This is a genomic window from Aquirufa salirivi (assembly GCF_045310485.1).
Lineage (GTDB): Bacteria > Bacteroidota > Bacteroidia > Cytophagales > Spirosomataceae > Aquirufa > Aquirufa salirivi.
This window is the reverse complement of the sequence record NZ_JBEWZH010000003.1, coordinates 111,072-136,514: the sequence shown is the minus strand read 5'-3', so window position 1 is coordinate 136,514 and position 25,443 is coordinate 111,072. Positions and strand designations below refer to the sequence as shown.

Annotated in this window: 23 protein-coding genes and 3 tRNA genes; 11 read left to right on the top strand and 15 right to left on the bottom strand. The window is 34.3% G+C overall.

Annotated elements, in window-relative coordinates:
* Nucleotides 1-67 precede the first annotated feature (67 nt).
* The gene (locus tag U0R11_RS05030) at nucleotides 68-1,948 is read left to right on the top strand and encodes a DNA topoisomerase IV subunit B (RefSeq protein WP_406750243.1); all 1,881 of its coding nucleotides are present in this window, start codon (nucleotides 68-70) and stop codon (nucleotides 1,946-1,948) included.
* Here U0R11_RS05030 and U0R11_RS05025 read toward each other — a convergent pair.
* Nucleotides 1,945-2,253, bottom strand: a complete 309-nt coding sequence (locus tag U0R11_RS05025; protein ID WP_406750241.1) for a tetratricopeptide repeat protein — start codon at nucleotides 2,251-2,253, stop codon at nucleotides 1,945-1,947. The two genes, U0R11_RS05030 and U0R11_RS05025, sit on opposite strands and share 4 nt — an antisense overlap.
* A gap of 56 nt (nucleotides 2,254-2,309) precedes the next feature.
* Here U0R11_RS05025 and U0R11_RS05020 point away from each other — a divergent pair, with 56 nt between their 5' ends.
* From U0R11_RS05020 to U0R11_RS04985, 8 genes are read left to right on the top strand one after another with little or no spacing between them, the layout of a single operon-like run.
* Nucleotides 2,310-3,041, top strand: a complete 732-nt coding sequence (locus tag U0R11_RS05020; protein WP_406750239.1) for an electron transfer flavoprotein subunit beta/FixA family protein — start codon at nucleotides 2,310-2,312, stop codon at nucleotides 3,039-3,041.
* Between the two features lies 1 nt (nucleotide 3,042).
* Nucleotides 3,043-3,996, top strand: a complete 954-nt coding sequence (locus U0R11_RS05015) for an electron transfer flavoprotein subunit alpha/FixB family protein (protein ID WP_406750237.1) — start codon at nucleotides 3,043-3,045, stop codon at nucleotides 3,994-3,996.
* A gap of 43 nt (nucleotides 3,997-4,039) precedes the next feature.
* Complete coding sequence (locus tag U0R11_RS05010; protein ID WP_406750236.1) at nucleotides 4,040-4,630, top strand: bifunctional nuclease family protein; 591 nt, start codon at nucleotides 4,040-4,042, stop codon at nucleotides 4,628-4,630.
* Nucleotides 4,627-5,511, top strand: coding sequence for a cell division protein FtsX (locus U0R11_RS05005; RefSeq protein ID WP_406750234.1), 885 nt, complete (start codon nucleotides 4,627-4,629; stop codon nucleotides 5,509-5,511). The genes U0R11_RS05010 and U0R11_RS05005 overlap by 4 nt, the downstream gene beginning before the upstream one ends.
* Nucleotide 5,512: 1 nt before the next feature.
* On the top strand, nucleotides 5,513-5,725 hold the full coding sequence (locus tag U0R11_RS05000; RefSeq protein WP_406750232.1) for a DUF3098 domain-containing protein: 213 nt from the start codon (nucleotides 5,513-5,515) through the stop codon (nucleotides 5,723-5,725).
* On the top strand, nucleotides 5,725-6,513 hold the full coding sequence (locus tag U0R11_RS04995; protein ID WP_406750230.1) for an undecaprenyl-diphosphate phosphatase: 789 nt from the start codon (nucleotides 5,725-5,727) through the stop codon (nucleotides 6,511-6,513). The genes U0R11_RS05000 and U0R11_RS04995 overlap by 1 nt, the downstream gene beginning before the upstream one ends.
* On the top strand, nucleotides 6,501-7,190 hold the full coding sequence (gene truB / locus U0R11_RS04990; protein ID WP_406750228.1) for a tRNA pseudouridine(55) synthase TruB: 690 nt from the start codon (nucleotides 6,501-6,503) through the stop codon (nucleotides 7,188-7,190). Before U0R11_RS04995 ends, truB begins: the two co-directional genes overlap by 13 nt.
* Nucleotides 7,174-8,121: a bifunctional riboflavin kinase/FAD synthetase gene (locus U0R11_RS04985; RefSeq protein ID WP_406750226.1), complete on the top strand. Its 948-nt coding sequence runs from the start codon at nucleotides 7,174-7,176 to the stop codon at nucleotides 8,119-8,121. The genes truB and U0R11_RS04985 overlap by 17 nt, the downstream gene beginning before the upstream one ends.
* Here the strand turns inward: U0R11_RS04985 and pheA are convergent.
* Nucleotides 8,095-9,174, bottom strand: coding sequence for a prephenate dehydratase (gene pheA / locus U0R11_RS04980; RefSeq protein WP_406750225.1), 1,080 nt, complete (start codon nucleotides 9,172-9,174; stop codon nucleotides 8,095-8,097). The two genes, U0R11_RS04985 and pheA, sit on opposite strands and share 27 nt — an antisense overlap.
* Nucleotides 9,175-9,263: 89 nt before the next feature.
* Between pheA and U0R11_RS04975 the strand changes: the two genes are divergently transcribed.
* The gene (locus U0R11_RS04975) at nucleotides 9,264-10,358 is read left to right on the top strand and encodes a glycosyltransferase family 4 protein (RefSeq protein WP_406750223.1); all 1,095 of its coding nucleotides are present in this window, start codon (nucleotides 9,264-9,266) and stop codon (nucleotides 10,356-10,358) included.
* Here the strand turns inward: U0R11_RS04975 and U0R11_RS04970 are convergent.
* Genes U0R11_RS04970 through U0R11_RS04960 form a run of 3 tightly spaced genes read right to left on the bottom strand, consistent with a single transcriptional unit; the run spans nucleotide 10,348 to nucleotide 12,976 of the window.
* Nucleotides 10,348-11,541, bottom strand: a complete 1,194-nt coding sequence (locus U0R11_RS04970; RefSeq protein ID WP_406750221.1) for an MraY family glycosyltransferase — start codon at nucleotides 11,539-11,541, stop codon at nucleotides 10,348-10,350. The genes U0R11_RS04975 and U0R11_RS04970 overlap by 11 nt on opposite strands.
* Nucleotides 11,542-11,546: 5 nt before the next feature.
* Nucleotides 11,547-12,095 (bottom strand): WcaF family extracellular polysaccharide biosynthesis acetyltransferase, encoded by a 549-nt coding sequence (locus tag U0R11_RS04965; RefSeq protein WP_406750219.1) that lies wholly within the window; start codon nucleotides 12,093-12,095, stop codon nucleotides 11,547-11,549.
* Complete coding sequence (locus tag U0R11_RS04960; RefSeq protein ID WP_406750217.1) at nucleotides 12,092-12,976, bottom strand: glycosyltransferase family 2 protein; 885 nt, start codon at nucleotides 12,974-12,976, stop codon at nucleotides 12,092-12,094. The genes U0R11_RS04965 and U0R11_RS04960 overlap by 4 nt, the downstream gene beginning before the upstream one ends.
* A gap of 200 nt (nucleotides 12,977-13,176) precedes the next feature.
* Here U0R11_RS04960 and U0R11_RS04955 point away from each other — a divergent pair, with 200 nt between their 5' ends.
* Nucleotides 13,177-14,310: a glycosyltransferase gene (locus U0R11_RS04955; protein WP_406750215.1), complete on the top strand. Its 1,134-nt coding sequence runs from the start codon at nucleotides 13,177-13,179 to the stop codon at nucleotides 14,308-14,310.
* Here U0R11_RS04955 and U0R11_RS04950 read toward each other — a convergent pair.
* From U0R11_RS04950 to U0R11_RS04905, 10 genes are all read right to left on the bottom strand, one after another.
* On the bottom strand, nucleotides 14,295-15,488 hold the full coding sequence (locus tag U0R11_RS04950) for a glycosyltransferase (protein ID WP_406750213.1): 1,194 nt from the start codon (nucleotides 15,486-15,488) through the stop codon (nucleotides 14,295-14,297). The two genes, U0R11_RS04955 and U0R11_RS04950, sit on opposite strands and share 16 nt — an antisense overlap.
* A gap of 33 nt (nucleotides 15,489-15,521) precedes the next feature.
* Entirely contained in the window at nucleotides 15,522-16,820 is a 1,299-nt protein-coding gene (locus tag U0R11_RS04945; RefSeq protein ID WP_406750211.1) for a hypothetical protein, read from the bottom strand.
* A 56-nt stretch (nucleotides 16,821-16,876) separates the two neighbouring features.
* Nucleotides 16,877-16,950, bottom strand: a tRNA-Arg gene (locus U0R11_RS04940).
* A 60-nt stretch (nucleotides 16,951-17,010) separates the two neighbouring features.
* Nucleotides 17,011-17,084: transfer RNA gene (locus U0R11_RS04935), tRNA-Pro, on the bottom strand.
* 12 nt (nucleotides 17,085-17,096) lie between these two features.
* A tRNA-Ser gene (locus U0R11_RS04930) sits at nucleotides 17,097-17,183 on the bottom strand.
* A gap of 63 nt (nucleotides 17,184-17,246) precedes the next feature.
* Nucleotides 17,247-18,743 carry a glutamate synthase subunit beta gene (locus U0R11_RS04925; protein WP_406750209.1) on the bottom strand — a complete coding sequence of 499 codons (1,497 nt, stop codon included), beginning with the start codon at nucleotides 18,741-18,743 and terminating at the stop codon, nucleotides 17,247-17,249.
* Nucleotides 18,744-18,752: 9 nt separating this feature from the next.
* Nucleotides 18,753-23,312: a glutamate synthase large subunit gene (gltB, locus tag U0R11_RS04920; protein WP_406750208.1), complete on the bottom strand. Its 4,560-nt coding sequence runs from the start codon at nucleotides 23,310-23,312 to the stop codon at nucleotides 18,753-18,755.
* Between the two features lie 211 nt (nucleotides 23,313-23,523).
* Complete coding sequence (locus U0R11_RS04915; protein ID WP_406750207.1) at nucleotides 23,524-23,961, bottom strand: STAS domain-containing protein; 438 nt, start codon at nucleotides 23,959-23,961, stop codon at nucleotides 23,524-23,526.
* A complete protein-coding gene (locus U0R11_RS04910; RefSeq protein ID WP_406750205.1) occupies nucleotides 23,951-24,898 on the bottom strand; it encodes a phosphoribosylaminoimidazolesuccinocarboxamide synthase in 948 nt (315 codons plus the stop codon). The genes U0R11_RS04915 and U0R11_RS04910 overlap by 11 nt, the downstream gene beginning before the upstream one ends.
* 2 nt (nucleotides 24,899-24,900) lie before the next feature.
* Nucleotides 24,901-25,443, bottom strand: a complete 543-nt coding sequence (locus tag U0R11_RS04905) for a hypothetical protein (RefSeq protein WP_406750203.1) — start codon at nucleotides 25,441-25,443, stop codon at nucleotides 24,901-24,903.

Genomic DNA, 25,443 nt, shown 5'->3' with positions numbered 1-25,443 from the left:
AACTTTAAAGCTAATTGCAGATAGGAGCTTAACATATTAGCATATTAATTTTTACAAAAATTATCTAGTGGAAGAAATTAACAGTACCCCCCCGATTTATAATGATGATAGTATCCGTTCCTTAGATTGGAAAGAGCATATCCGATTAAGACCAGGTATGTATATCGGAAAATTAGGAGACGGCTCTTCAGTTGACGATGGGATTTATGTGTTGGTCAAAGAAATCATGGATAATTCCATCGATGAGCACATGATGGGAAATGGTAAAGTTATTGAAGTTAAAATTTCAGATCACAAAGTAGAAGTTCGTGATTTCGGTCGAGGAATTCCTTTAGGAAAAGTCATCGATTGCGTTTCTAAAATTAATACAGGAGGAAAATATGATTCTGGTGCTTTTCAGAAGTCGGTAGGTTTAAATGGTGTCGGTACTAAGGCAACAAACGCCCTTTCCCAATATTTCAAAGTTCAATCGTACCGAGATGGACAAACCAAATGGGCAGAATTTTGTAAAGGCGAATTAACAGCTGAATCAGATGGATTTGAAGTCTCAAATGGCAAAAGTGGTACGCATGTTTGCTTTGAACCCGATAATTCTATTTTTAAAAATTACCATTTCATTCCTCAATACCTCGATTCATTATTTTGGAATTATGCTTATTTAAATGCAGGATTAACCATCAATTTTAATGGTGAGAAATATTTTTCTCAAAATGGTTTATTGGATTTATTATCAAAAAAGACCAATGCTGAAGAGAACAGATACCCGATCATTCATTTAAAAGGAAACGATATTGAATTAGCGATTACTCACAATAATCAATATGGCGAAGAATATTACTCGTTTGTTAATGGTCAAAACACAACACAAGGGGGTACACACTTAGCCTCTTTTAGAGAGGCTCTTGTTCGAACAGTAAGAGAGTTTTATAAAAAGGATTTTGATCCTTCAGATGTACGAGCGAGTATTGTTGGTGCTATTGCCATACGTGTTCAAGAACCCGTATTTGAATCACAAACTAAGACAAAATTAGGTTCGACTACTATATCTCCGGATTCAAGTTCAACATCCATTAGGTCATTTATTGGCGATTTTGTCAAAACAGAATTAGATAATTTTCTTCATAAGAATCCGAGTACTGCTGATGCCATTTTAAAAAGAATTCTACAGTCAGAAAGAGAAAGAAAAGATATCGCAGGAATTAAAAAATTAGCCAATGAAAGAGCTAAAAAGGCGAACCTGCATAATAAGAAGTTAAGGGATTGTCGTGTCCATTTGCCTGATGAAAAATCAGATTCTCGACATGATACGATTCTATTTATTACCGAAGGAGATTCAGCCAGTGGCTCTATTACAAAATCAAGGGATGTACAAACGCAAGCAGTCTTTAGTTTACGAGGTAAACCATTGAATTGCTTTGGTTTAACCAAGAAAATTGTATACGAGAATGAAGAGTTTAACTTGCTTCAACATGCGCTCGATATTGAAGATAGTTTGGATAATCTTCGTTATAATAAAATTGTAATTGCTACCGATGCCGACGTTGACGGCATGCACATTCGTTTACTGATTTTAACTTTCTTCCTTCAGTTTTTCCCTGATTTAGTACGTAATGGTCATTTATATATTTTAGAAACGCCTCTTTTCAGGGTTAGAAACAAGAAAGAGACGATTTATTGCTATTCCGACGAAGAAAGAAGGAATGCTATTGAAAAATTAAGTCCGAAACCTGAAATAACTCGATTCAAAGGTTTGGGAGAAATCTCACCGGAGGAATTCGGTACTTTTATAGGTGAAAATATAAAGTTGGAACCTGTTATTTTAGAAAAGGAATTTACAATTCCTCAGTTGTTGACCTATTACATGGGTAAAAATACTCCAGAGAGACAAAAATTCATTATCGAAAACTTGATCATTGAAAAAGATCTGGAAGAAGTTTTACTTAATTAAAAGTTTAACTCCCACATTTGTTTCAATTCATGCAGTGCCTTTGTTTGCCCTACTCCTTCAGCTCTTATAATTCCGAGTTCGATAATTTGTTTTGCTTTAATGTCATCTTCAATCTCCAAAAGAAAATCGGCAAAGCTATAATACGTTGGTATATAGGATGGAAAGCGTTCAATCAATTGATTGAACAAGTCTAATGAGCCGCTTAGATCCCCTTCTTTTTTTAATTCCAAGGCTAATAAATAGTAATTGAAAGGATTTTCTGGCTCCTCTTTTATTTCGTCTTTTATAAATTCTTTCCGTTCCATTTTTGTAATTTTAAAAACAAATTAGTATGCTTGCATACATTTTTATTTAATCGCCTATGAAAATCTTAGTTTGCATATCGGTTGTACCCGATACGACATCCAAAATTACATTAGATTCATCAAATACCCGTATTAATTCAGAGGGACTAACTTTTATTGTAGGTCCCTACGATGATTATGCTTTATCTAGGGCTATTGAAATTAAAGAACAAACTCAAGCTGAATTAGTCGTATTGCATGTTGGCACAGCTGATTCAGAAGCTTTAATTAGAAAATGCTTAGCCCTCGGTGCAGATAGTGCTGTCAGAATCGATTCAGCTGCGATAGATTCATATCAAGTTGCCCAAGAAATTATTCAATATGCCCAAGAGAAATCCTTTGATTTAATCATGATGGGAAAAGAAGCTATTGATTATAATAGCGGTATTGTTCATGCTTTAGTTGCACACGGTTTAGGGTTTAATCATTTTTCGCCTGTGATGCACTTGGATTTTGATGCTGGTAAATTGACATTAGAAATAGAAACGGATCTAGGTAAGTCGAAAGTCAGCTCTAACCTACCTGCTGTTTTAGGTTGTCAAGAGCCTATCGCAGAATGGAAAATCCCCTCTATGCGTGGAATTATGACAGCTAGAACCAAAGAAATAACCGTTATTGCTCCAACCAAAGCCAATTTTGAAAGTCAAATTTCAGCGCGAGTGGTAGAAACTGAGCGCTTACAAAAGATGATTCCTGTTGAAAATGCCGAATCATTAATTGATATATTGAAAAGTGAAAACCTTATCTAAGATGAAAAATATAGCAGTATTTATAGATAGTAAAAGTGGTCAAATTACAGAAAGCTCCAAGCGCTTATTGGATTTTACGAGCAATTGGGCCATTCAACATGGGGCTATTACACATGTATATGGTTTCGAACCGTTTTCTTCTGAATTATTTAGTGCTTATGCCTCTATAAAACAATATACACACATTAAGGCCCCTGAACTTGTCAATCATAATCAAGTAATAGCTCCTTTATTTGATGAAATTCAATCAAAAGAGATTGGGCAATTCTTTTATGTGAAAACTCTTTTAATGGATACAATGGCTTCAAGCATAGCCAATTCATTACATATTCCCCTTATTTCCAATGTATTGAACGTGGAAAAAGTAGCAGTAGGATTTCAATTGACAAAATCTGTATTTTCGGGAAAGGCGACGATAACTACCGAAATTAAAGGTGAGTCTTTTATGATTGCATTCAGTAAGTCATTTTCGATCGATTTACCAAGCCATGCAGGGAATTCGGTTGTTGGTTTATCTGAAATAACTTTAGGAATTGACCAACAAAATAAATTATTGGAGAATCATCCATTAACGGGCTCCATTCCTTTACCAGATGCAGCCATCGTGCTTGGTGCTGGTCGAGGATTTAAAGATCCTTCTAACTGGTGGATAGTGGAGGATTTAGCCAAAGAACTTGGAGCAGCTACTGCTTGTTCCAAGCCAGTATCCGATTTAAATTGGCGACCTCACCATGAACACGTGGGACAAACTGGTGTAAAAATTGCACCTAAATTATACATTGCATGCGGTATCTCGGGTGCTATTCAGCATTTGGCAGGAGTAAATGGATCCAGAAAAATTGTGGTAATAAACAATGATCCAGAGGCCCCATTTTTTAAGCATGCAGATTATGGTATCGTTGGGGATGTTTTTGATGTGCTTCCTAGATTGTTAAATAAGCTTAAAAGCCATTAATTTTAGGCCATTTTTTGATACATTTGTTTTTTAAAATGTAGCCTTGAACGATTATTTAAAATTAAGTATAGTTTCTGTATCTCCTAGTTCAGTTGGAGCAAGTTCTTTTATACTCTTGCTCCAATCTGAAGATTATCCAAATTTGCGATTTCCCATCGTAATTGGGAATCAAGAAGCTCAAGCTATTTCTGTCTACTTAGAACAAATTCAAACGAGTAGACCTTTAACACACGATTTATTTATTCAAATGATCGAGAAGTCCAATTTGGATTTAAATCGCGTGTTAATTACAGATTTTAAGGAAGGTATTTTTTACGCTAAAATCGAATTTTTTCAGGATGGGGCATTAATCGAAATGGATGCTAGACCAAGTGATTCTATCGCTTTAGCTCTTAGAGCTCAAAAAAGCATTTATATTAAAGAGAGTTTGTTGAAGTCGATTTGTATTCCCGATGAGGAAGAGGATGAAGCGGAAGATGATTTATCCTTTTCAGTGGACATTCCAGTATATCAACCAAGTACTATTACCTTAGCTGAATTAGAAGATTTGCTTCAAAAAGCGCTATTGGAAGAGAATTACGAAGAAGCTGCCAGATTAAGAGATCAAATAGAAGTATTAAATAATCAAAAATGAAATATTCAAAAGCTAAGCCGAGTTCAACAAACCTGTTGTTGATTTTCTCCATTTCTAGTTTGGCCTTTATCATTTGTGTATTTTTTCAGCTATTTGTTGGAATTAAATCCTGGGGTGATGATATTAAATCACAAATGAAAATGTACGTTTATATGGAGGATTCCTTGACAAGTCAACAGCTCGTGGAATCATTTAAACTACTTTCCCAAAAGCCTTACATTCAAATCATTGGAGCAAAAAAGGACATTAGTTTCGTATCCAAGGATAAAATTGCAACAGATTTTTTAAAGTCTAGTCACGAGAATTATCAAGACTTATTAGGCGAAGATAATCCGTTTAAAAACCTATTTGTTTTAAGCATAAGTGATGAACATAAATCAGGAAAATCTTTTGAAAAAATTGCCGAAGAACTTAAGGCATTTCCAGGTGTGTATGAGATTACTTATCCCAATGCATTTTTAGATTCTTTTTTATCAAAAATAAAGCATGTAGGTTGGATCATTTTGATCTTTATTGTGTTGCTAAGCGGATTTATCTACTTACAATTATCCAATTACATTCGTTTAAATATTCATAGTAATCGTGTATTAATTAAAACAATGCAGTTGCTAGGTTCAACGAACGGGTTTATACGTAAACCTTATTTATTAAATTCCCTTGTTTTAGGTTTAGTAGGTGGAGGTCTGGGTTATCTATTATCCAATGGTGTATTTTACTATTTTATTCAAAGTCTTCCTGAAACGAGTTTCTTGTTTTTTGATGTAAGTAATCAATTTAAATTATTCCTATTGGCTGTACTTAGTTCTTCTCTTTTTAGTGTAATCTCAACTTATTTTTCATTGAATCGATATTTAAAGATTCAACACACTAACTTATTTTAATATGGCAAATTCAACAAACTCCAATTTTCCATTGAACAGAAAAGATATCATGATTTTAATTGCAGGATTATGCATCATGATTATTGGTTTTTTTGTGATGACTTTGGATAAAGAACCATTTGGTTTCGGATTTTTGGGAATCACTTTAGGGCCCATTTTGGTGCTTATTGGTATTATTCTTCCCATTTTTTCCTTATTTAAAATAAAGAAATAATGAATCAATTTTTTGAAGCCATTGTGCTGGGAATTGTTGAAGGATTAAGTGAATTTTTACCTATCTCTTCTACGGCCCACATCATTGTAAGCGAAAAATTATTAGGAATTGGATCATCTAAGTACCTTAATTTTTTCACTGTTTTTATTCAATTAGGGGCAATTGCCGCTGTACCATTTTTGTATTTTAAACGATTATTTCAGTCGATAAAAGTGTATAAATACATTATTGCATCCTTTATTCCAGCAGCTATTTTAGGCATATTACTTGATGATCTATTGGAATCATTATTTCAAGGATATTGGTTCATTGCGGCTTCTTGGTTTGTTGGAGGTTTATTATTAATCAAAATTGATGACTGGGTTAAGGATAAGGATCACCAACATGACAATATTGATGATATGTCAGTTCCTCAGTCCATCAAAATTGGATTTTACCAATGCCTTGCCATGATTCCAGGAGTTTCTCGTTCAGGTGCATCCATCATTGGTGGACGCTTAGTTGGATTAAATCACCGAGCTGCGGTAGAATTTTCTTTTTTATTGGGAATTCCCACTATTCTGGGAGCATGTGCTAAAAAACTATTGGATTACAGATATGATTTAGACATCATTTTGAACCCTAATAATAGTTTGGCATTACTTTTAGGGGCTTTTGTAAGCTTTATCATTGCCTTATTAACCATTCGTTGGATGGTTGATTTAGTGAATAAATTTGGCTTTAAATTCTTTGGATATTATCGAATTTTAGCGGGCATCTTTTTAGCATTATACTTGTGGTTGAATTAACACCTATAGAAGATAAGTTCTATTTGATCGATAAACCCAAAACCTGGACTTCTTTTGACGCGGTTCGAAAGATTCGAAATATGGGTAGATTCAAAAAAATTGGTCATGCAGGCACTTTAGATCCCTTGGCAACGGGCTTATTGATTATTTGTGTTGGGAAATACACCAAAAAAATCGAATATTTTCAGTCCTTACCAAAGACTTATACGGGCAGTTTTGTTTTGGGTAAAACAACTCCTTCTATTGATTTAGAAACCGATTTCGACCAAGAGTTTCCCATTGATCATATTACTCCAAGTTTACTTGAAGATGCAAGGCTTTCATTAGTTGGAGATATTGAACAAGTCCCTCCTATTTATTCAGCTATTAAGCAAAATGGACAGCGTTTATATGTCCAAGCTAGAAAAGGTTTAACTGAAAAGGATATTGAAATTAAAATTAGACAAGCTACTGTCTACGAGTTTGATATGGACATATCTTCTTTTCCGGAAATTAAGTTTATAATTTCTTGTTCAAAAGGGACATACATACGCAGTATGGTGAGAGATTTTGGCTTTTTCCTAAACTCTGGAGCGTATTTAAAGGAGTTAGTACGGAGTCAAATTGGTGATTATACGCTTGAAAAAGCACAATCTATTGAGAAATTTAGTGCGGAGCAATATGAAATTCTTTTATAATTTTCCTGAAGTACCATTTATTGATCAATCAGTAATAACTATTGGAATGTTCGATGGAGTACATTTAGGTCATGCTAAAGTATTAACAGAATGTGTTAAAATTGCCCAAAAAAAAGGTATTTCTTCCATTGTCATATCATTTAGTAACCATCCTTCCTCCTATTTTAATCCCAACCTAGAATCAAAAAATAGTCTTTTAAGTCCAGATAAAGAAAAAATCCAATGGATTGAGTCTTTAGGTATAGATTTCTTGTTTATGATTCCTTTTGATCATTACATCGCTCATTTACCAGCTAAGAATTTTATAGAAGACATTCTGTTGGCTAAATTTGGAATAAGTGATTTAGTGTTAGGCTATGACAATCGTTTTGGTTTTCAAAGAAAAGGTTCGGTTGATTTTGTAAATGAACATTATTCCGATCTAATACATGCCTATTCTATTGACGTTGCCAAATTGGAAGAAGAAATTATTAGTTCTTCTGTCATCAAGGAATACCTTGTTCTAGGGAATTTGACAAAAACCACTTCGATGTTAGGAAGGAATTATTCCTTACATGGTAAGGTAGTACACGGAAATCATCAAGGTAGAGAATTAGGTTTTCCAACAGCCAATATTGAATTAGAAAATTCCGATAAATTGATTCCTGGATTAGGCGTTTACCTTAGTTACTTGAAAGTAGATGGAAATACCGTTTGTGGCGTAACTAATATCGGTAATAGACCGACCATAACAAAAGATAAATACATTTCTATTGAAACACATCTGTTTGATTTTCAAGAAGACATTTACGATAAAGAAGTAGAATTGTTTTTGCTTGAGAAAATCCGGGACGAGAAAAAATTCAATTCTCTTCCCGAATTAATCGCTCAAATTTCAGCTGATGTTCAATACGCTAAATCTCAGTTAACAAAGATTCATATAGCTTCCTAAAAAGATTATTTCGTCTTTTCTTTTATCAAGAATCTGCTGAACATTTTCATCTAGTTTGTTCCCTTCGATGTCAATGAAAAACCAGAATTTAAACTCATGCGTATCTTTTTGAGGTCTGGATTCAATTTTCAATAGATTAATTTGAACATCTTCAAAGTCTTTTAAAAGTGATAATAAAGCACCAGGCTTATTATCATGTTTTAATTTAATGGCTAAGCTCGTTTTATCCTTATCTGTTTTCTTTAAATTCTCTACTTTAGAAATGATGAAGAAACGTGTTTGATTTGATTCACTATCTTGAATATTATCAAATAGAATAGGTAAAGAATAAATTTTTGCAGCTATATGTGAACATAAGGCAGCCGCTTTCGTATCTTCAACGGCAAGTTTAGCTGCTTTCGATGTAGAATCCACTTGAACAAAGAAATCCTCAGGTTTATGATTAAAATAGTCTTGCAAAAAGCCTTTACATTGTTGAAATGCAATATCCTTTGAATAAATTTTTTGAATTTGGTGAATGGAATTTTCTTTAGATGCCAAACAAAAATTAACAGGGATTATAATTTCTGAAATGATGAATAAATTTCGTTCATTTAATAAGTCCATTGTCTCCTTAACCATCCCCTCTTGGTTATTTTCAATAGGAACAACACCGTATTTGGCTCTACCTGTTTCTACTGAATCGAAAACAGACCTGATAGAAGGTAAAGAAATATAGTCTGCCACTGCTCCAAACCTACTTTCTGCTGCTTGATGTGTAAAACTGCCTTCTGGACCTAAAAAGGAGATGATTTCAGGTAATTCCAGATTTCTAGAAACGCCAAATATTTCTAGAAAAATGGCTTCAATGGCTGCTTTGCTTAATTTCCCAGTATATTTAGATGCCAAGCGATCGATGATTTCTTTTTCTCTATCAGGATGGTAAATAACGGTGTTATTTTCTCTTTTTAATCGACCAATTTCTTCAACGAACTCCATGCGCTCTACGAGCAGCTTTAATAAAGAATCGTCAATGGTATCAATGCTTTCTCTTAATTGTTGTATGCTTTTCATTCGGGATAATTTTCAATGCAGCCCAAAATTACTAATTTTGATCAGTAGTCGAAGTTTTTCTTCTTATTAGCTCATTTTAATTTTGTTTAATGTCAAAAAAGAAAATATTATTCTTCTCTAGTAACTTACAACGTACAGGTGCAGAGATTGTATTATTTGATATTTTACATCATTTAGATGCAAATAAGTTTGAAATTGGATTGGTACTTTTAGAACGAGATGGTGCCTTAGTCAATCAATTAGCACCCCATATTCAAGTATTTTATCTGGAAACCCATTTTTCAATTTGGGATAAGGTAAAATTCCATGCTGGTCAAAATGTAATATATCAGCGAATACAAACTATTCAAAAGCAGTTTGGCGCTTCAATTTGGTACATTAATACCATTCAAAATGCATTTCTATTACAGTATAAAGTATATTTTAAGATACAAACCTTTTTACATGTTCATGAGTATTTATACAATTTTGAGCAATTAGAAATTAAAGATTCACAACGATTATTTGATCAGGTTGATTATTTAGTAAGTTGTTCTGAATTAGTTTATCGGTTTTTTGCTCCCATTTTTCCTAAAGTTTGTTTTGTATTACAATCGGGTATCAACAAAGCATGGATTGATGATTGTTTATCTGATTTTAAAATAGAAAAAAATAATAAAAAGAAAATCATTTCTTCTGGGACCATTTGTTACCGAAAAGGGGTTGATCTTTTCCTGGAAACAAGTCAATATTTTCAAGATTCAGCATATGAATTTATATGGCTTGGGAAATGGGCAAATAATGGATATGCAGAAGTCATCCGTCGACAGATAAAAAGTGGACTTTATCCAGCTGTGCAATTTTTGGATAATATAAGTCCTGAAGAATATTATCAACAAATAGCAAGTGCAGATGCTTTTATCACATGCTCTAGAGAGGAGAGTATGGGATTGGTTGCCATGGAGGCTATCTATTGCGGAGTTCCGGTCTTAGCGACTAATTCTGGGGGTTCTAGCCTGATAGTTAATGAGTCTAATGGGGTATTAAGTCAAGATTTTAGACCTGTAAGTTTAGCCAAGGAATTAAACTCCTTATTTTTAAAAGAGTTTAATATTTCTTTAATGCGGGAAAGCTTATCCAATTTCGATATTCAATTGGAATGTCAAAAGTTAGAATCCTATCTTTTACAAGAACCTATTCTGTAAAAGGGGGCTGGTTACTGGACAGATTCGTATTTTTCTTTTCTTCTACTAATTGTAGTCGTTTAACTTTATCAATTTTAGTATACTTCACACGATCCACTGTATTAGTGTCTATATTCTTAGACAATACATAGGAAATATAACAATAGATTAAAAATATGATTAGTAATCCAAACAAAACTTCGTGATTCGAATATTCATGTCGAATAGTGGAATATAGTGCCAATACCATCAGATTAAAAGCTATCAAAATTAAGGTTGCCCAAAAGTGACTAAATCCATTATCGATTAAAACATGATGCAAGTGCTTTCGGTCTCCTTTGAATGGAGATACGCCTGTTGAAATTCGAATAACAAACATGCGTAAGGTATCAAACAGAGGAAGTAAGAGAATGATAATAGTTAAGATGGGGGCATCTTTAACAAGCCTAGGGTCATAAATATAGGAACTATTAAATACAATATACTTTACAGCAAAAAAGGCTAATAAGAAACCCAGAATCATGGAACCAGTGTCTCCCATGAATATTTTGTTCTTAGTGGACCAATTAAAGCGTAAAAAACCTACTAAAGATCCAGCTAATGATAGCGCCAAAGTCGCTAATGCAAATAAACCTAAACTATAAAATAAGTATGCAAAAATAGCTGAGGAGACAAAACCAACGGTACCGGCTAAACCATCTATCCCATCCAATAAGTTAATGGCATTAATAATCGCAATGATGATAAACAAGGTAAATGCAATACTGATGATATATGGGATATGGTCAATTCCTAAGAGTCCATAAAAGGTAGAAATGCGTAAATCTCCAAAAGTAATTAACAATAATGCCGCAGCAATTTGAATGAACAATTTCTTTTTTGGAGATAAAATCAAGATATCATCTTTGATACCTAAAAAGAATAAGATGATGAGCGATGCAACAGCTAAATGTATTTCATGTCCTTCATTGGGATTATCCCAAATAAAATAACTAATCAATGTGGCCGCAAATATAGCTACTCCACCTAAGGTAGGAGTTAACTCTTCATGCGAGCTTCTCAACTCTATTTCTGCCATTAAATCTTTCAATTTCGAGATATTAATAATCACAGGAATGGCTGTAACTGTAATCACAATAGATATAATAAAGGAAACAATGATTTGAAACTCTTTATTACTTAATAATTGCAAATATTCATTCATTGTACTTAGTTGATTTCTCTTTGTTTAACTACTTGTGCTGGATTCCCTTGATTAATGGTAAAGGGTGCTAAATCTTTACTTGTAAATGATCCCACAGTTAAAACACTATGAGATTTTAATATCACACCACCACTAACAATGGATTTGGCCCCTATCCAAACTCCATCTTCTACTTTTATTCCTTGGGTCATCAAGTCAAATGAAGATTTTTTATAATCATGATTACCAGTTAAAAGCAAAGCTCCTTGTGAGATGCATACATGATTCCCAATAATTATTTCCGATATATTATCGATCCAAGCCTCTTCACCCAACCATACATAATCGCCCAATGTCAATTTCCAAGGAAATTTAATTTTTACCCAAGGTTTTATTACCACATGTTGACCAACCTTAGCTCCAAAATATCTTAAAATACTTACTTTTAAAACATTTGGATAAGGAATATTAGTCAAGAAAAACACATTTGAAAAAAGAAGCCATATAAAATATTTTACTTTGGCAATAAAGCCAGGCGATCCTTCTCCAGTAAATGTGCTTAAATCTGTTTTCAAATGATCTCTTTTAAAGCTTCTCTAATTTTATTTTTATCAAACCCATGGGAGTATTCAAACTCATAAACCTTGGCATCTACCAGAAAACGATACCAAAACACTTGTAGTATATTCCAGATAAGTCCACGCAATCCATCCAAAATCCCTAATCGAATAAAATAAGAATAATGAAACAAAAGTATAGACCTTACAAAAATAGGGCTTTTGTTGTAAAATGATTTTAAAAAATGAATAAGTCTATCTTTGAAAGGTAGATTATCTTTAATTTCGGCTGCATGTAAATACCGATGTTTTAAAACTTCAATGGATTCTCGGCTTGCATACAAATTGTGCTTTTGTGTCCACCAAGTAAGATTATTTAAATTATGATCAATAATCAAATGTGTTAAATTATGAGTGGAAGGCTGCTTTAGCACTATTTTTTCATCCATCCATTTATCATCGCATTTCCCTTCCCCCCTTTTCCAAATACGTAGTAACCACATAGGATTTGTCATTCCATGTTGAATTAGGCCACCCATGAAATATACTTTTCGTTTTATATAAAAGCCATTTATAGCATCAAAGGCATCGCTATTTAAACAAGCTAGTATTTCTTTAATTAAATCATCGCTTAAAAGTTCATCACAATCTACTCGAATGATGTAATCCGTTTCATATGGAAATACTTCTAATGCTTTATTTATTTGATTAGCATGGTGAATGAATTGATTCTGATGGACTGGTATCCCATACTGCGATGCTATTGCTAAAGTTTTATCAGTAGAAAATGAATCTATGATAAATAGTTGATTACTTAATTTTTGAACATTTTGAATACATCGCTCTAAATGAATTTCTTCATTATAGGTAAGCAACATTACACTGATAGTCTTTTTCAACTGTTAGCCAATTCTAAAATTTATACTATTACGATTTCCTTATAAAGGATGCCACTATCACGCAATTTAAGATATATAATTGAAATATGTCAATTATGATAAACTAGAAATGAGTAGATAAACCTTTCCACTATATTATTACCGTGGGTTTCATTGCCATATTTAAAAAAGGGATTAGTTTTGTCCTTGAAATTCAACTTATGAGAATTCTTATTTTTCACAATTTATTATGGTCGCAATACAAGTCAGTTGTATTTGAAAAAGTAGCTGAAATTTGTGTCGAAAACAATGATGAATTATTAGTTATAGAAACTACGATTACGGAAGCTGGAAGGGAAGATTTAGTCGATTTCGATTTGTCTACTTATCCATATAAATTCCCGGTTAAACTTTTGAGTACAAAACCGTTGCAACACATTTCTCCATGGCAATTGGGTATTGAATGGATCAAAGTAATTCTCCAATTTAAGCCAAATGTTATCAATTTTACAGGCTATGCAGAACCAGCAGCATTGCCGGTTTTATTGCTATGTAAATTGTTAGGAATTAAAACTGTTATGACGATTGAATCGGTAAAAAGTCAATCCGAAAATCAAAATGGTTTGACTCATTTGTTTAAATCCATTGTAAAATCAGCTATTTTCAAAGTAACTGATGGTTATTTTAGTTATGGCTTAAATTCCAATCAGTTTTTGTTTCGTGCAGGAATTGCAAAAAAGAAAATATTCACATTTCTTAATTCATTTGATAAAGTAAAATTTAGACAACAAATTACTGAAAACAGTTCAAATATGTTGGATCAAATAGTTGAACCTTATTTACTTTATGTTGGTAGGTTATCCGAAGAGAAAAATTTATTCGAATTAATTGATTTAATGAAAGAATTGCCATATACCTTAAAGATGGCTGGAAATGGTCCTTTGTTGACAGATATTAATAAGAAAATTCAACAAGAAAAAATCACGAATATACATGTTTTAGGTACTGTAGCTTGGACCGAGTTAGCTAATTTGTATCATCAGGCTACTTGTTTAGTCTTAGTATCTACTGCTGAAACTTGGGGTATGGTAGCCAATGAGGCACAAGAATTAGGTAAGCCTGTTATTTGCACAGAAGCATGTGGTTGTGCGAATGATCTGATAGTGGATGGATATAATGGACTTGTAATCAAACAATTGTCTGATTTAGATGAACGAAATCGAATCAAACAATTTTTGAAGGAATTACCTGAAAAATCTGAATATTACACTGATCATTCAAAAAGAAATTCTCAAATTTTTGGTGTCGAAAAATTAGCTAATGAAATGTATCAAGGTTTTCAACAATTAAATTGAATTAATTCGGTTAATTTAATTTCAACGGCCTGGTATGAGTAGTTTTGTTTAGCATATTCCCTACCCTTTCGACCCATAATTAACCTGAGATTTGAATCGTTTAGTAATTCAATAATAGCATCTTTCATTGATCTATCCATTAACTGTATCACTTTAGCGCAGCCAACATTTTTTAAATCTAATGCAATACCCACATGTTCTGAAATAACCACTGGAATTTCACATAGCATAGCTTCTACAACAGACATCCCAAAATTTTCGGATAGAGAAGGTAATATAAAAATATCGGAATCTGTTAATAATTCGATCCCCTCTTGGGGAGACATCAAGCCAGTAAAAATTACGTGTTTCTCTAGCTGTTTTTCTTGAATAACAGTCCTAAGTTCATCTATGTAGTGATTTTCTTCTATGCCAGCAATGACATATAGGACATTGGGGTAATTTTGAATGACTTCAGGCAAAATATTCAATACAAAATTGATTCCTTTTTTTATCGTAACGCGACCATAATGGGTTAAAATAAGTTGATCCTTTGAAATAGAAAATTTATCCCGAAATGTACCCTTTAGTGGTAGATTATTAAATTTTTCCACATCGACAATATTGGGCACGACAGAAGATTTTAAAGGAATAGATAAGAATTTCTTCACTTTCAAAGCTTCATCTTGGGTGGAAAATAAGATTCGATGAGCGTTCATCAACATTTTTTTAACATATAAGCTAAAAAAGAACCTTTTGAATTTTGAAGATTTTAGATGAAAAGTCTCATCATATAAACTACCATGAGGAATAATCACATAGGGTATATTATTCCATTTACAAGCTAGGTATGCAGCCATGATGGGGAAATTCCATACAGCTTGTAATACCACTAGGTCAAATCGATGAACATGCTTAAATAACCAAAAAAATATTCCTGGTGAGAAGGTGAAATTAGGATATCCATAGCATGGAAAACGCCAAATAGGATATGAAAATTCAGTGCTAGATTTTTCTCCTATTGGTATTAGTTCTAATTGAGTTTTCGTTAGACCTTGAGTCGTAGTTACGACTTCAATTTGACAATTTATATCTTCAAGGGCTTTAGAGAAAGTTAAATTGGTAAATATGGGTCCTCCTATAGAAATAGCAGGATAATAAGCGGGAGAAACTTGTAAAACCCTTTTCTGAGTTGACATAGAAATAAATAAAGATGTAATCTTTTGATCACATTAGACTAATTTTTCAATTTCGTTTTTATCTTCTACCATTTCCACATTCATGAATCGAATGAATATCAAGAATGATACCCAATAGGCAAAATCCATTGGTCTTCCTGAAGTAAACATCCCAACAAAAGTATTTAAATAGAATAGACCAATAAAGTTTTGAAAAATGGTATTTGATTTAAAGCAACGGTACGCAAAATATAAAAAGGTTATATGAAAACCAGCAAATAAAATAAATCCAAAAATTCCAAAATTTACCAATGATTCCAACATGGGTATATCAATGTAACGATAACGATAACCATGCCCGAAAGCAAAATCAATTTTACTAGTATTCCATAATTGCTTGATGTAATTAATGTTATTTACACGCCCCATAGCTGATTCATCCACCTCAGAACTCTTTCCCAAGGTTACCCCTGTGCTCATGGCTCTTATAAAAAGGTTGAAAAATGAGTTATAGTAGGAATCAATTAATTCGATTATTCTAAGTTTGGTAGCGAAGTAATATAAATTACCAATCATTAATGCATAAAAGATATAGGATTGCCTCTTGATGTTTGTAAATACACTTTTCACAGGTACCATGAAAAATAGAATACAAGGTAAGGCCAATAGTAAAGTTAAAATGGTGGCCCTTGTTTGAGTTAAAATAATGACAATCAGACTGAACCATACGTTGATATGCGCTAATAGTCTAGTTAAATATACATGTGGGACTTTGATCGAGTCCCAGCTTCTATTGATGATTAAAAAGGAAATTAAAAAGCCAGCTAAACCATTTCTACTGTAGATATAGGGGTTTCCTGTAAAGTTTTCTGTAGTCTTGCTGGTATACTGCACAGTAGCTCTTGTCCCAAATACGTAATTTGGATTCGTTGCGACTGAATAAATCAAAGCACAACTGGTTAAAAAGGTAATGATTAAGATGAGTACTGGTAAGTATTTTTGAACTTGATTATCTACCCGTAATAAGGAAAAGAAAAAACCAAATATTAAAGCAAAGTTGATCAAGTCCGTATTAAACATGGTCATTTCTTTATTCATCAAAAAGAAATAGATCATGGCAACACTGAAAAATGTACCGCCTAATAATAAAAGAAATGTATTGGGTTTGTGTCCTACTTTAGCATGAAAATGATTGAGCATCAATATCAAACCTGAAACGTAAACAATTCCAGTAAAAACGGAACCACCGCCGAAGCCTAGCTTTTCCTTGAAGAAATAAATTAATGGAGGAGCAATCCAGAATATCAATATTCCTATCGCATTTTTAACCAAGGTGATTTGCTTAATGGTCAACGCTTTGTAGGAAGGCTAGAAATGATTGATACGATATGAAAGTCTAAGACTCTTAGTGATTCCGTTTGGATTCGAACCAAAGACCTACTGCTTAGAAGGCAGTTGCTCTATCCAACTGAGCTACGGAACCTAAAAATAAATAGTCAATTTATTCTTGGTGCAAGCACGGTTAAATAAATTGACTATGTTGTCGGGGTGGCAGGATTCGAACCTACGACCTCTTGGTCCCAAACCAAGCGCGATACCGGGCTACGCTACACCCCGAAAAAAACACTGCGGAGAGAGAGGGATTCGAACCCTCGGTACCGTTGCCAGTACGACAGTTTAGCAAACTGTTCCTTTCGGCCTCTCAGGCATCTCTCCTAGCATTTAAGAGAGCACAAATGTAGTAATTTTTTTTGAATATCGAAATTCAAAAATGAAAATTTATTTAAAAATATCGAAACTAGAAACACTTTTTCCTTCTAAACTAGTTTTGCCCATTAAAAACTGATCAATATTTCTAGCCGCCTCTCTTCCTTCGGAAATTGCCCATACTACCAAGGACTGGCCACGTCTAGCATCTCCTGCTACAAATATTTTCTCTTGAGCAGATTGATAGTTTCCATTAGCCACAATGTTTCCTCTTTCATCAGCTGAAATTCCAGCTTCTGTTAATTCCTCGAATAAATTTCCATGGTCAGTATGCAAAAATCCAGCAGCAATCAACGCTAAATCACATGGAATTTCACGGATATTCTCTACTTTCTGTTCCATCTTACCGTTGGACATATCGTAAGTTATATCTCCAATTTTTAAAGCAATAAGTTCATTCTTATCATTGGTGATAAACTCTTGTAAAGAAATAGACCATAAACGATTCGCACCTTCTTCATGCGATGTAGAGGTACGCAACATATTAGGCCAATTAGGCCAAGGAGTATTTTCTGCGCGATCTACTGGTGGCTTCGGCATGACCTCTATTTGAGTGATGGAAGCAGCCTTATGACGGTTGGAGGTTCCAACACAATCTGAACCTGTATCTCCTCCCCCAATCACGACCACATGCTTAGCTGTAGCTAGAATATTCTTATTCGTATAAACTTCCCCTTTATGATTGACTTCTAAACCAATATTGGCATTACGTTTATTTTGTTGGGACAAAAATTCCATGGCAGGATATATACCTGTTGCATCACTACCTTTTGTGGAAATCAAACGTGGAGTTGTTGAACCTGTTGCGATTAATATAGCATCATATTCAGAAGTCAATTTAGAAACTTTAAAATTCACACCAATATTAACATTGGTTTTAAATTCAATACCTTCTTTTTCCATGACAGCCACGCGGCGATCAACAACTGATTTATCTAATTTGAAATCTGGGATACCATAGCGCAATAATCCACCAATTCGATCGGCTCTTTCAAATACAGTTACCGAATGCCCCACTTTGTTTAGTTGAGCTGCAGCTGCTAATCCAGCTGGACCTGATCCAACAACAGCTATTTTTTTTCCAGTTCTTTTAACCGGAACAAATGGTACTACCCATCCTTCTGAGTATGCTTTTTCGATGATAGACTTTTCAATCAATTCAATGGTAACGGGTGGTTTATTGATACCCAATACGCAAGCTGATTCACATGGAGCTGGACAAATTCTTCCCGTAAATTCTGGGAAATTATTAGTTGAACTCAATATCTCATAGGCATATTTCCAATTTTGCTCATAAACGGCATCATTGAATTCTGGTATAATGTTACCTAAAGGACATCCGCTATGACAGAAAGGTGTACCACAGTCCATGCAACGGCTAGCCTGCTTTTCTGTTTCTTCGGATGAATTTATTAACTCAATTTCTTGATAGTCATTGATACGTTCAGATATATCCCTCTTTGCAGAGGTTTTTCGATCAACTTCTAAAAAACCTGTTGGCTTCCCCATTTTCAATAATTAGTTTAATGCTACTTTAATATTTTGATATACTTTGTCTTTGTCATTTAAAACATCTGTGATGCTCAAATGTCTACTTGCCAATGCATTTCTATAATCGATTGGTAATACTTTTTTGAATAGACTTGTCATAGACTTAAAGTTATCCAACACATATTTACCTTTCACAGATCCTGTTAATTCTATATGTTTCGTTAAATACATCGAAACAATTTGAATATCTTCTTGATTTAAATCAGAAATCTCCACCATTTCACGGTTAACCTTGGCTTCAAAATCATTCTTTTCATCTAAAATATATGCGACACCACCTGACATCCCTGCACCAAAATTCCTTCCGGTGGCACCTATAATAAGTACCAATCCTCCTGTCATGTATTCGCAACCGTGATCACCTATTCCTTCGACCACTACTTTTGCTCCTGAATTCCTTACACAGAATCGCTCACCTGCCATTCCAGCTAAATAGGCCTCACCCGAAGTAGCACCATAGAAAGATACATTACCAACGATTGAATTTTCAGCAGCTATAAATTTGGCAGCCGGTGAAGGGTATGCAATCAAGGTAGCGCCACATAGTCCTTTCCCGATGTAATCATTCGCATCTCCTTCAATTTCAAATTTCAACCCTTTGACAGAAAATGCTCCAAATGATTGTCCGGCAGTTCCTTTGAATTTAATGTGAATTAAACCGTCTGGAAGTGCTTTTTCTCCATATTTCTTGGTGATTTCGTTGGATAAAATAGTGCCAACAGAACGATTCACGTTAATGATCTTAAACTCTCCATTTACCTGCTTTTTAGTATCAATAGCAGCTTGAGCAATTTTCAAAATCTCCCAATCCAATTGTTCGGCTAAACCGTGATCTTGTTCTTCCGACTTAAATACTGCCACACCCTCACCAGGATTCGATGGTTTTAGGATTGGCGATAAATCAATATGTTTAAATTTCCAATGTGATGAAACATCAGCCATGCTTAAATAATCCACTCGACCAATCATTTCTTCAATTTTACGGAAACCTAATTCAGCCATGATTTCACGTAACTCTTGAGCTAAGAAATGGAATAAATTAACCACATGCTCAGGTTTACCTGTATACAAGGCTCTTAATTCAGGATTTTGTGTAGCCACTCCCACTGGACAAGTATTTAAATGACACTTTCGCATCATAATACACCCAGCTGTAACTAATGCAGCTGTTGCCACTCCAAATTCTTCAGCTCCTAATAAGGCGGCAATAGCGATATCGCGACCTGTCTTAATTTGTCCATCTGTTTGAATTGTTACTCGGCCTCTTAACTTATTCTTAACTAAAGTTTGATGCGTTTCTGCTAGTCCAAGTTCCCAAGGTAAACCTGCATGACGAATGGAAGATAAGGGTGAAGCCCCTGTTCCACCATCATAACCTGCAATCAAAATATGATCTGCATGTGCTTTTGCTACACCAGCAGCAATAGTACCTACCCCTGCTTCTGAAACAAGTTTTACAGAAATTCGGGCAGCTCTATTCGCATTTTTCAAATCGAAGATTAATTGAGCTAAATCTTCTATGGAATAAATATCATGATGAGGTGGAGGTGAAATTAAACCTACTCCAGGCGTGGAATGACGCGTTTTACCGATCCAATCATCTACTTTATGTCCTGGTAATTGTCCTCCTTCTCCTGGTTTAGCACCTTGAGCCATTTTAATTTGAAGCTCTACAGCATTTGTTAAATAATTTGCAGTTACTCCAAATCTACCTGATGCAACTTGTTTAATGGCAGAATTCATCGAATCACCATTCTTCATTTTTTCAAAGCGAATTGGATCTTCTCCACCTTCTCCCGTATTTGATTTTCCTCCAATACGGTTCATCGCAATGGCTAAAGTCGTATGTGCTTCATAAGAGATTGAACCAAATGACATGGCACCGGTAGCAAAACGCTTCAAAATACTTTCGACCGACTCTACTTCATCAATGGAAATAGAATTGGCATTTTTGAAACGTAATAAACCACGCAATGTAATTGACTTCTTACTTTGGTCATCAATTAATTTGGAATACTTTTTATAAGTTGCATAATCATTTACCTTAGTCGATTGTTGCAATAAGTGAATCGTCTGAGGATTAAATAAATGTTCTTCACCACGTTGCTTCCATTGATAAATACCTCCTACTTCTAACTTAGGATGGTCTGACTTCAAAAGTCCAAATCCAGATTGATGTTTAATCAAGGCTTCTTTGGCAATCGTATCAAGATCTACTCCATTGATTCGGGAAATAGAACCGCTGAAATAATGATCAACCACATCTTTACCTAAACCCAAAATTTCAAAAATCTGGGCTCCTTGGTATGATTGAAGCGTGGAAATACCCATTTTAGAGAATATCTTCAATAATTCTCCATTAACCGCTTTAATGTAATTGTATTCTAATTTTTCATAGGATAAACTCTGATCAACCCAATGATTATCCTTCATAGCTTTGATGGTTTCAAAAGCCATATATGGGTTAATGGCTGAAGCTCCGTAACCAATTAAAGTAGCAAAATGGTGGGTTTCCCAAACATCTCCTGCTTCAATGATGATACCTACTTTAGCCCGTTTCTTAGTACGAATCAAATGGTTATGAACCGCTCCTAATGCCAAAAGAGAGGGAATAGGTGCGTGAGAGGAATCAATTCCTCTATCAGTTAATAAAATGATCGAATAGCCATCATCCACAGCATCTTCAGCATATTGACAAATACGATTTAAAGCTTTCTTTAAAACTCCTGACTCTTCCGATGAGCGGAATGTCATGTGAATGGATTTGGTTTGAAAATTAGCATGATCAATCCAACGAATCTTTTCTACTTCTTTATTACGAAGTACAGGCTGTTGAATTTCAATTTGTCTACAATGACTTGGCGTCTCATCCAATAAATTAGAAAGACCTCCAATATCTGTTAATAAAGACATGACCATTCGTTCACGAATTGGATCAATTGGTGGATTAGTTACTTGAGCAAACAACTGCTTGAAATAACTTGAGAGGTGTTGTGCCTTATCAGATAATACTGCCAAAGGAGTATCTATACCCATAGATCCCAAAGCTTCTTTACCTGTTTCAGCCATTTGAGCCAAAACAACTCGAATATCTTCTGTAGTAAATCCAAAAATTTGTTGGCGAGAAATTAATTCAACCGGCTTAGGTTGACGATATTCACTTCCTGCCTCAGGTAAATCTTCAACACGAATCTTATTTTCACGCAACCACTGTCCATAGGGCTGTTGCTGACAAATTTTCTCTTTTAATTCTTCATCAGGAATAATTCTACCCTGCTCCATGTCCACCACAAACATTTTACCTGGCTGTAAGCGACCTTTTGAAACAATGGTAGCAGGATCTAAATCCAAAACACCTGCTTCAGATGCCATAATTACATGGTCATCTTCCGTTACCCAATATCTTGAAGGACGTAATCCATTTCGATCAAGGGTAGCACCAATCATTTTACCATCTGTAAATGAAATCGAAGCAGGGCCATCCCAAGGTTCCATCATGGCAGCGTGGTATTCATAGAAATCCTTTTTATAGCTTTCCATCGACTCATTACCATCCCATGCCTCAGGAATTAACATCATCATGACATGTGGTAAGCTACGTCCACTTAAATATAAAATTTCAATAGCATTATCTAGAATAGCAGAATCTGATTGTCCCAAATTACAAACTGGTAAAATCATGTCCAGTTCTTCTTGCGTAAAATACTTACTAGAGAACAATGCCGACTGTGCCTGCATCCAAGATGAATTACCTTTTACCGTATTAATCTCACCGTTATGAGCGATATAACGGAATGGTTGTGCTAATCTCCACTCTGGAAACGTATTCGTAGAAAAACGAGAGTGTACAATAGCCAATGCCGAAGTAAAGTTTTCTTGGAACAAATCCTGGAAATAACCAGGTACTTGCATCGTTGTCAACATACCTTTATAAATAATGGTACGACAAGACAAGGAGGCAAAATAAAACTTACCATTTAACTGAATGATGGTTTCATTCAACAAGCGAGTTACATATTGACGGAAAACATATAATTTTCTTTCAAAATCAATTTCGCTTAAGCAAGATTCTGGTCTTTCAATGAATAATTGTTGAATTGAAGGCTCTTCATTTCCTGAATCAGCGCCTAAAATTTCAGAATTATCTACTGGCACATGCCTATAACCTAGAATACGAAGACTTAATTTCTTAGCTTTTCTTTCAATAATTTCTTTACACTCCTTAATTAAAGTTTCATCCTTTGGGAAGAAAACCATTCCCACACCATATTGACCTAAAGACGGTAGCGCAAATCCCAATTTGGCGGTTTCTTCAAAAAAGAATTCATGAGGTAATTGAACCAATACTCCAGCTCCATCACCTGAGTTTGGATCACAACCACAGGCACCACGGTGATCCATACGAATCAACATCTTTATTGAATCTTGTACAATTCGATGCGATTTAATGCCTTTCATACTGGCTACAAAACCAATACCACAAGCATCATGCTCAAATTCTTTCCGATACAATCCCTCTTCATTCATGACTTCCATAAGAAACTATTAATATTCTAATAATAAACAAAAAATTCTTAACAAAATTAAATACTAGTAATGGTTGACAATTTGATATTTATATAAGCAATATCAAATTTAATCAAAAATATATTTGGCAATTCATTGAATAAACAAAATATAATACGGTTATTAAAATATCACTAAACAAGTACAAAATATCTTGTTAGAATACAATTAATTAGTAATCTTCGCCGTATTCTGCTGATTCTCCACCGAATTCATTCTCCTCTTCTTCACCCCCATCGCCAAAATCATTTTCTAAATCATTTAGATAGATCGCATCAACACCCTCCCTAACGGTATTCATAATAGTTAAGTTTTCTATTTTGGCTTGATCTAATCGATCCACAACTGATTCTTCTTTACTAACTACCACAAATAAACCGGATTCATTGGAACAGATTTTAGTCCCTTTACGAATGGCAGATACACCATATCCATCCAATTCAGTGACTTTGGAGATATTTAAAATCATGTTGGTGTATTCATTCTTAAAAAGCAATCGAACGACATTTTCTAATTCTTCACAATTGCTTTGAACTAAGTTTTCGCCTTTCCAATCAATTAAAGCATAACTTTCGTTTTGATCAAGTTGAAATAAAGCATTAGTTGACATTTTCTAAGTATTGGTTTACGTGATTAAATATACGTTGTTCTAAATTGTCTTGAGGTTCTTTCTTGAAACTTTGACCCGTAATCTCTTCGTATAATAATATATAACGATTTGAAATTTCGGCTACAAATTCATCAGTAATAGTAGGAACGACCTGACCTTCTTTACCTTGAAATCCATTAGCGATAAGCCATTCTCTCACAAACTCTTTGGATAATTGTTTTTGAGGCAATCCTTTATCTAATAGTTCTTGGTAAGTATTGGCATAGAAATAACGCGATGAATCAGGGGTATGAATTTCGTCCATCAACATAACTTGTCCATCTAATAAGCCAAATTCATATTTAGTATCTACTAAGATGAGGCCTTTTTCTTTAGCCATTTGAGTACCTCTTTCAAACAATGCCAAAGCTTTCTGGCATAACTGATTCATGATATTGGGAGTTACAATACCTAATTCAAGAATTTTAACCACTGAAATGTCCTCATCATGTCCTTCACTGGCTTTGGTCGTAGGTGTTATGATTGGCTTAGGTAAGCGGTCATTTTCTTTCAAACCATCTGGTAAAGGAACGCCACAAACTTCTCTTTTTCCTGATTTATATTCGCGCCATAGGTGACCGGCTACATACCCTCTTACAACCATTTCAATGGGAATAGGCGTACATTTATATCCATATGCCGCATTCTGATCTGGAGTATCAATCAACCAATTGGGTATGATATCGCGGGTTTTATTTAAAAAATATGTAGCAATTTGATTTAAAACTTGACCTTTAAAGGGAATGGTTCTTGGAAGAATCACATCAAAAGCAGAAATACGATCAGAAGTGACCATTAATAGTCGATCATTTCCAATGCTATATACATCCCTTACCTTACCTCGATAAAAGGCTGTTTGATTCTTGAAGTTGAAATGTCCTTGAACCTTATTTTCCATAATTAGTATATTAAAATTCTTTCTTTCTTTTTCATCAAATCCAATAAACCCAATGCTTCTTTGGTATTTATTGGATTCATTTTTTGTTGCTCTTGTAGCAATTGATTTTGCTTAGCCATTTTCAAAATAGGGATTAATTTCCTCCATTTATAGGCATAAATTTCATATTGTTTTATTAGTGTATCTGAAACGGGGTTCTCTTTAATTCCCTTTTCAATCAAAGAAATAGCTTGGTCTATATTCCCCTGCTTCTCTAACATAGCTGCCTGAATGAGCAATTCATTGGAATCTGTACTTGAAAAATGACTACTATTTTCCACCAATTGATTCAAACGAATGTTTAATAAGGCCTGCGTTTTCTCTAATTCTTTGTTGATGAAAATATCTTTACCCTTCGCTTTCTTTATCCAATACAATGCTTCGGCATTACGCTTTTGCTTAATTAGGTAGTTAACCTGCTGAATATCTTTATTATATACACTGGCCCTATTCGAAAATAGGCCTTGGTAAATCAACAAGAAAATGTACAAGTAAGATGTAAACAA

Bases quoted from the DNA above. Each gene is read 5' to 3' on its own strand.
- U0R11_RS05025 (WP_406750241.1), bottom strand. From the start codon at position 2,253: ATGGAACGGAAAGAATTTATAAAAGACGAAATAAAAGAGGAGCCAGAA.
- U0R11_RS05020 (WP_406750239.1), top strand. From the start codon at position 2,310: ATGAAAATCTTAGTTTGCATATCGGTTGTACCCGATACGACATCCAAA.
- U0R11_RS05015 (WP_406750237.1), top strand. From the start codon at position 3,043: ATGAAAAATATAGCAGTATTTATAGATAGTAAAAGTGGTCAAATTACA.
- U0R11_RS05005 (WP_406750234.1), top strand. From the start codon at position 4,627: ATGAAATATTCAAAAGCTAAGCCGAGTTCAACAAACCTGTTGTTGATT.
- U0R11_RS05000 (WP_406750232.1), top strand. From the start codon at position 5,513: ATGGCAAATTCAACAAACTCCAATTTTCCATTGAACAGAAAAGATATC.
- U0R11_RS04995 (WP_406750230.1), top strand. From the start codon at position 5,725: ATGAATCAATTTTTTGAAGCCATTGTGCTGGGAATTGTTGAAGGATTA.
- U0R11_RS04985 (WP_406750226.1), top strand. From the start codon at position 7,174: ATGAAATTCTTTTATAATTTTCCTGAAGTACCATTTATTGATCAATCA.
- pheA (WP_406750225.1), bottom strand. From the start codon at position 9,174: ATGAAAAGCATACAACAATTAAGAGAAAGCATTGATACCATTGACGAT.
- U0R11_RS04975 (WP_406750223.1), top strand. From the start codon at position 9,264: ATGTCAAAAAAGAAAATATTATTCTTCTCTAGTAACTTACAACGTACA.
- U0R11_RS04970 (WP_406750221.1), bottom strand. From the start codon at position 11,541: ATGAATGAATATTTGCAATTATTAAGTAATAAAGAGTTTCAAATCATT.
- U0R11_RS04955 (WP_406750215.1), top strand. From the start codon at position 13,177: ATGAGAATTCTTATTTTTCACAATTTATTATGGTCGCAATACAAGTCA.
- U0R11_RS04950 (WP_406750213.1), bottom strand. From the start codon at position 15,488: ATGTCAACTCAGAAAAGGGTTTTACAAGTTTCTCCCGCTTATTATCCT.
- U0R11_RS04925 (WP_406750209.1), bottom strand. From the start codon at position 18,743: ATGGGGAAGCCAACAGGTTTTTTAGAAGTTGATCGAAAAACCTCTGCA.
- gltB (WP_406750208.1), bottom strand. From the start codon at position 23,312: ATGAATGAAGAGGGATTGTATCGGAAAGAATTTGAGCATGATGCTTGT.
- U0R11_RS04915 (WP_406750207.1), bottom strand. From the start codon at position 23,961: ATGTCAACTAATGCTTTATTTCAACTTGATCAAAACGAAAGTTATGCT.
- U0R11_RS04910 (WP_406750205.1), bottom strand. From the start codon at position 24,898: ATGGAAAATAAGGTTCAAGGACATTTCAACTTCAAGAATCAAACAGCC.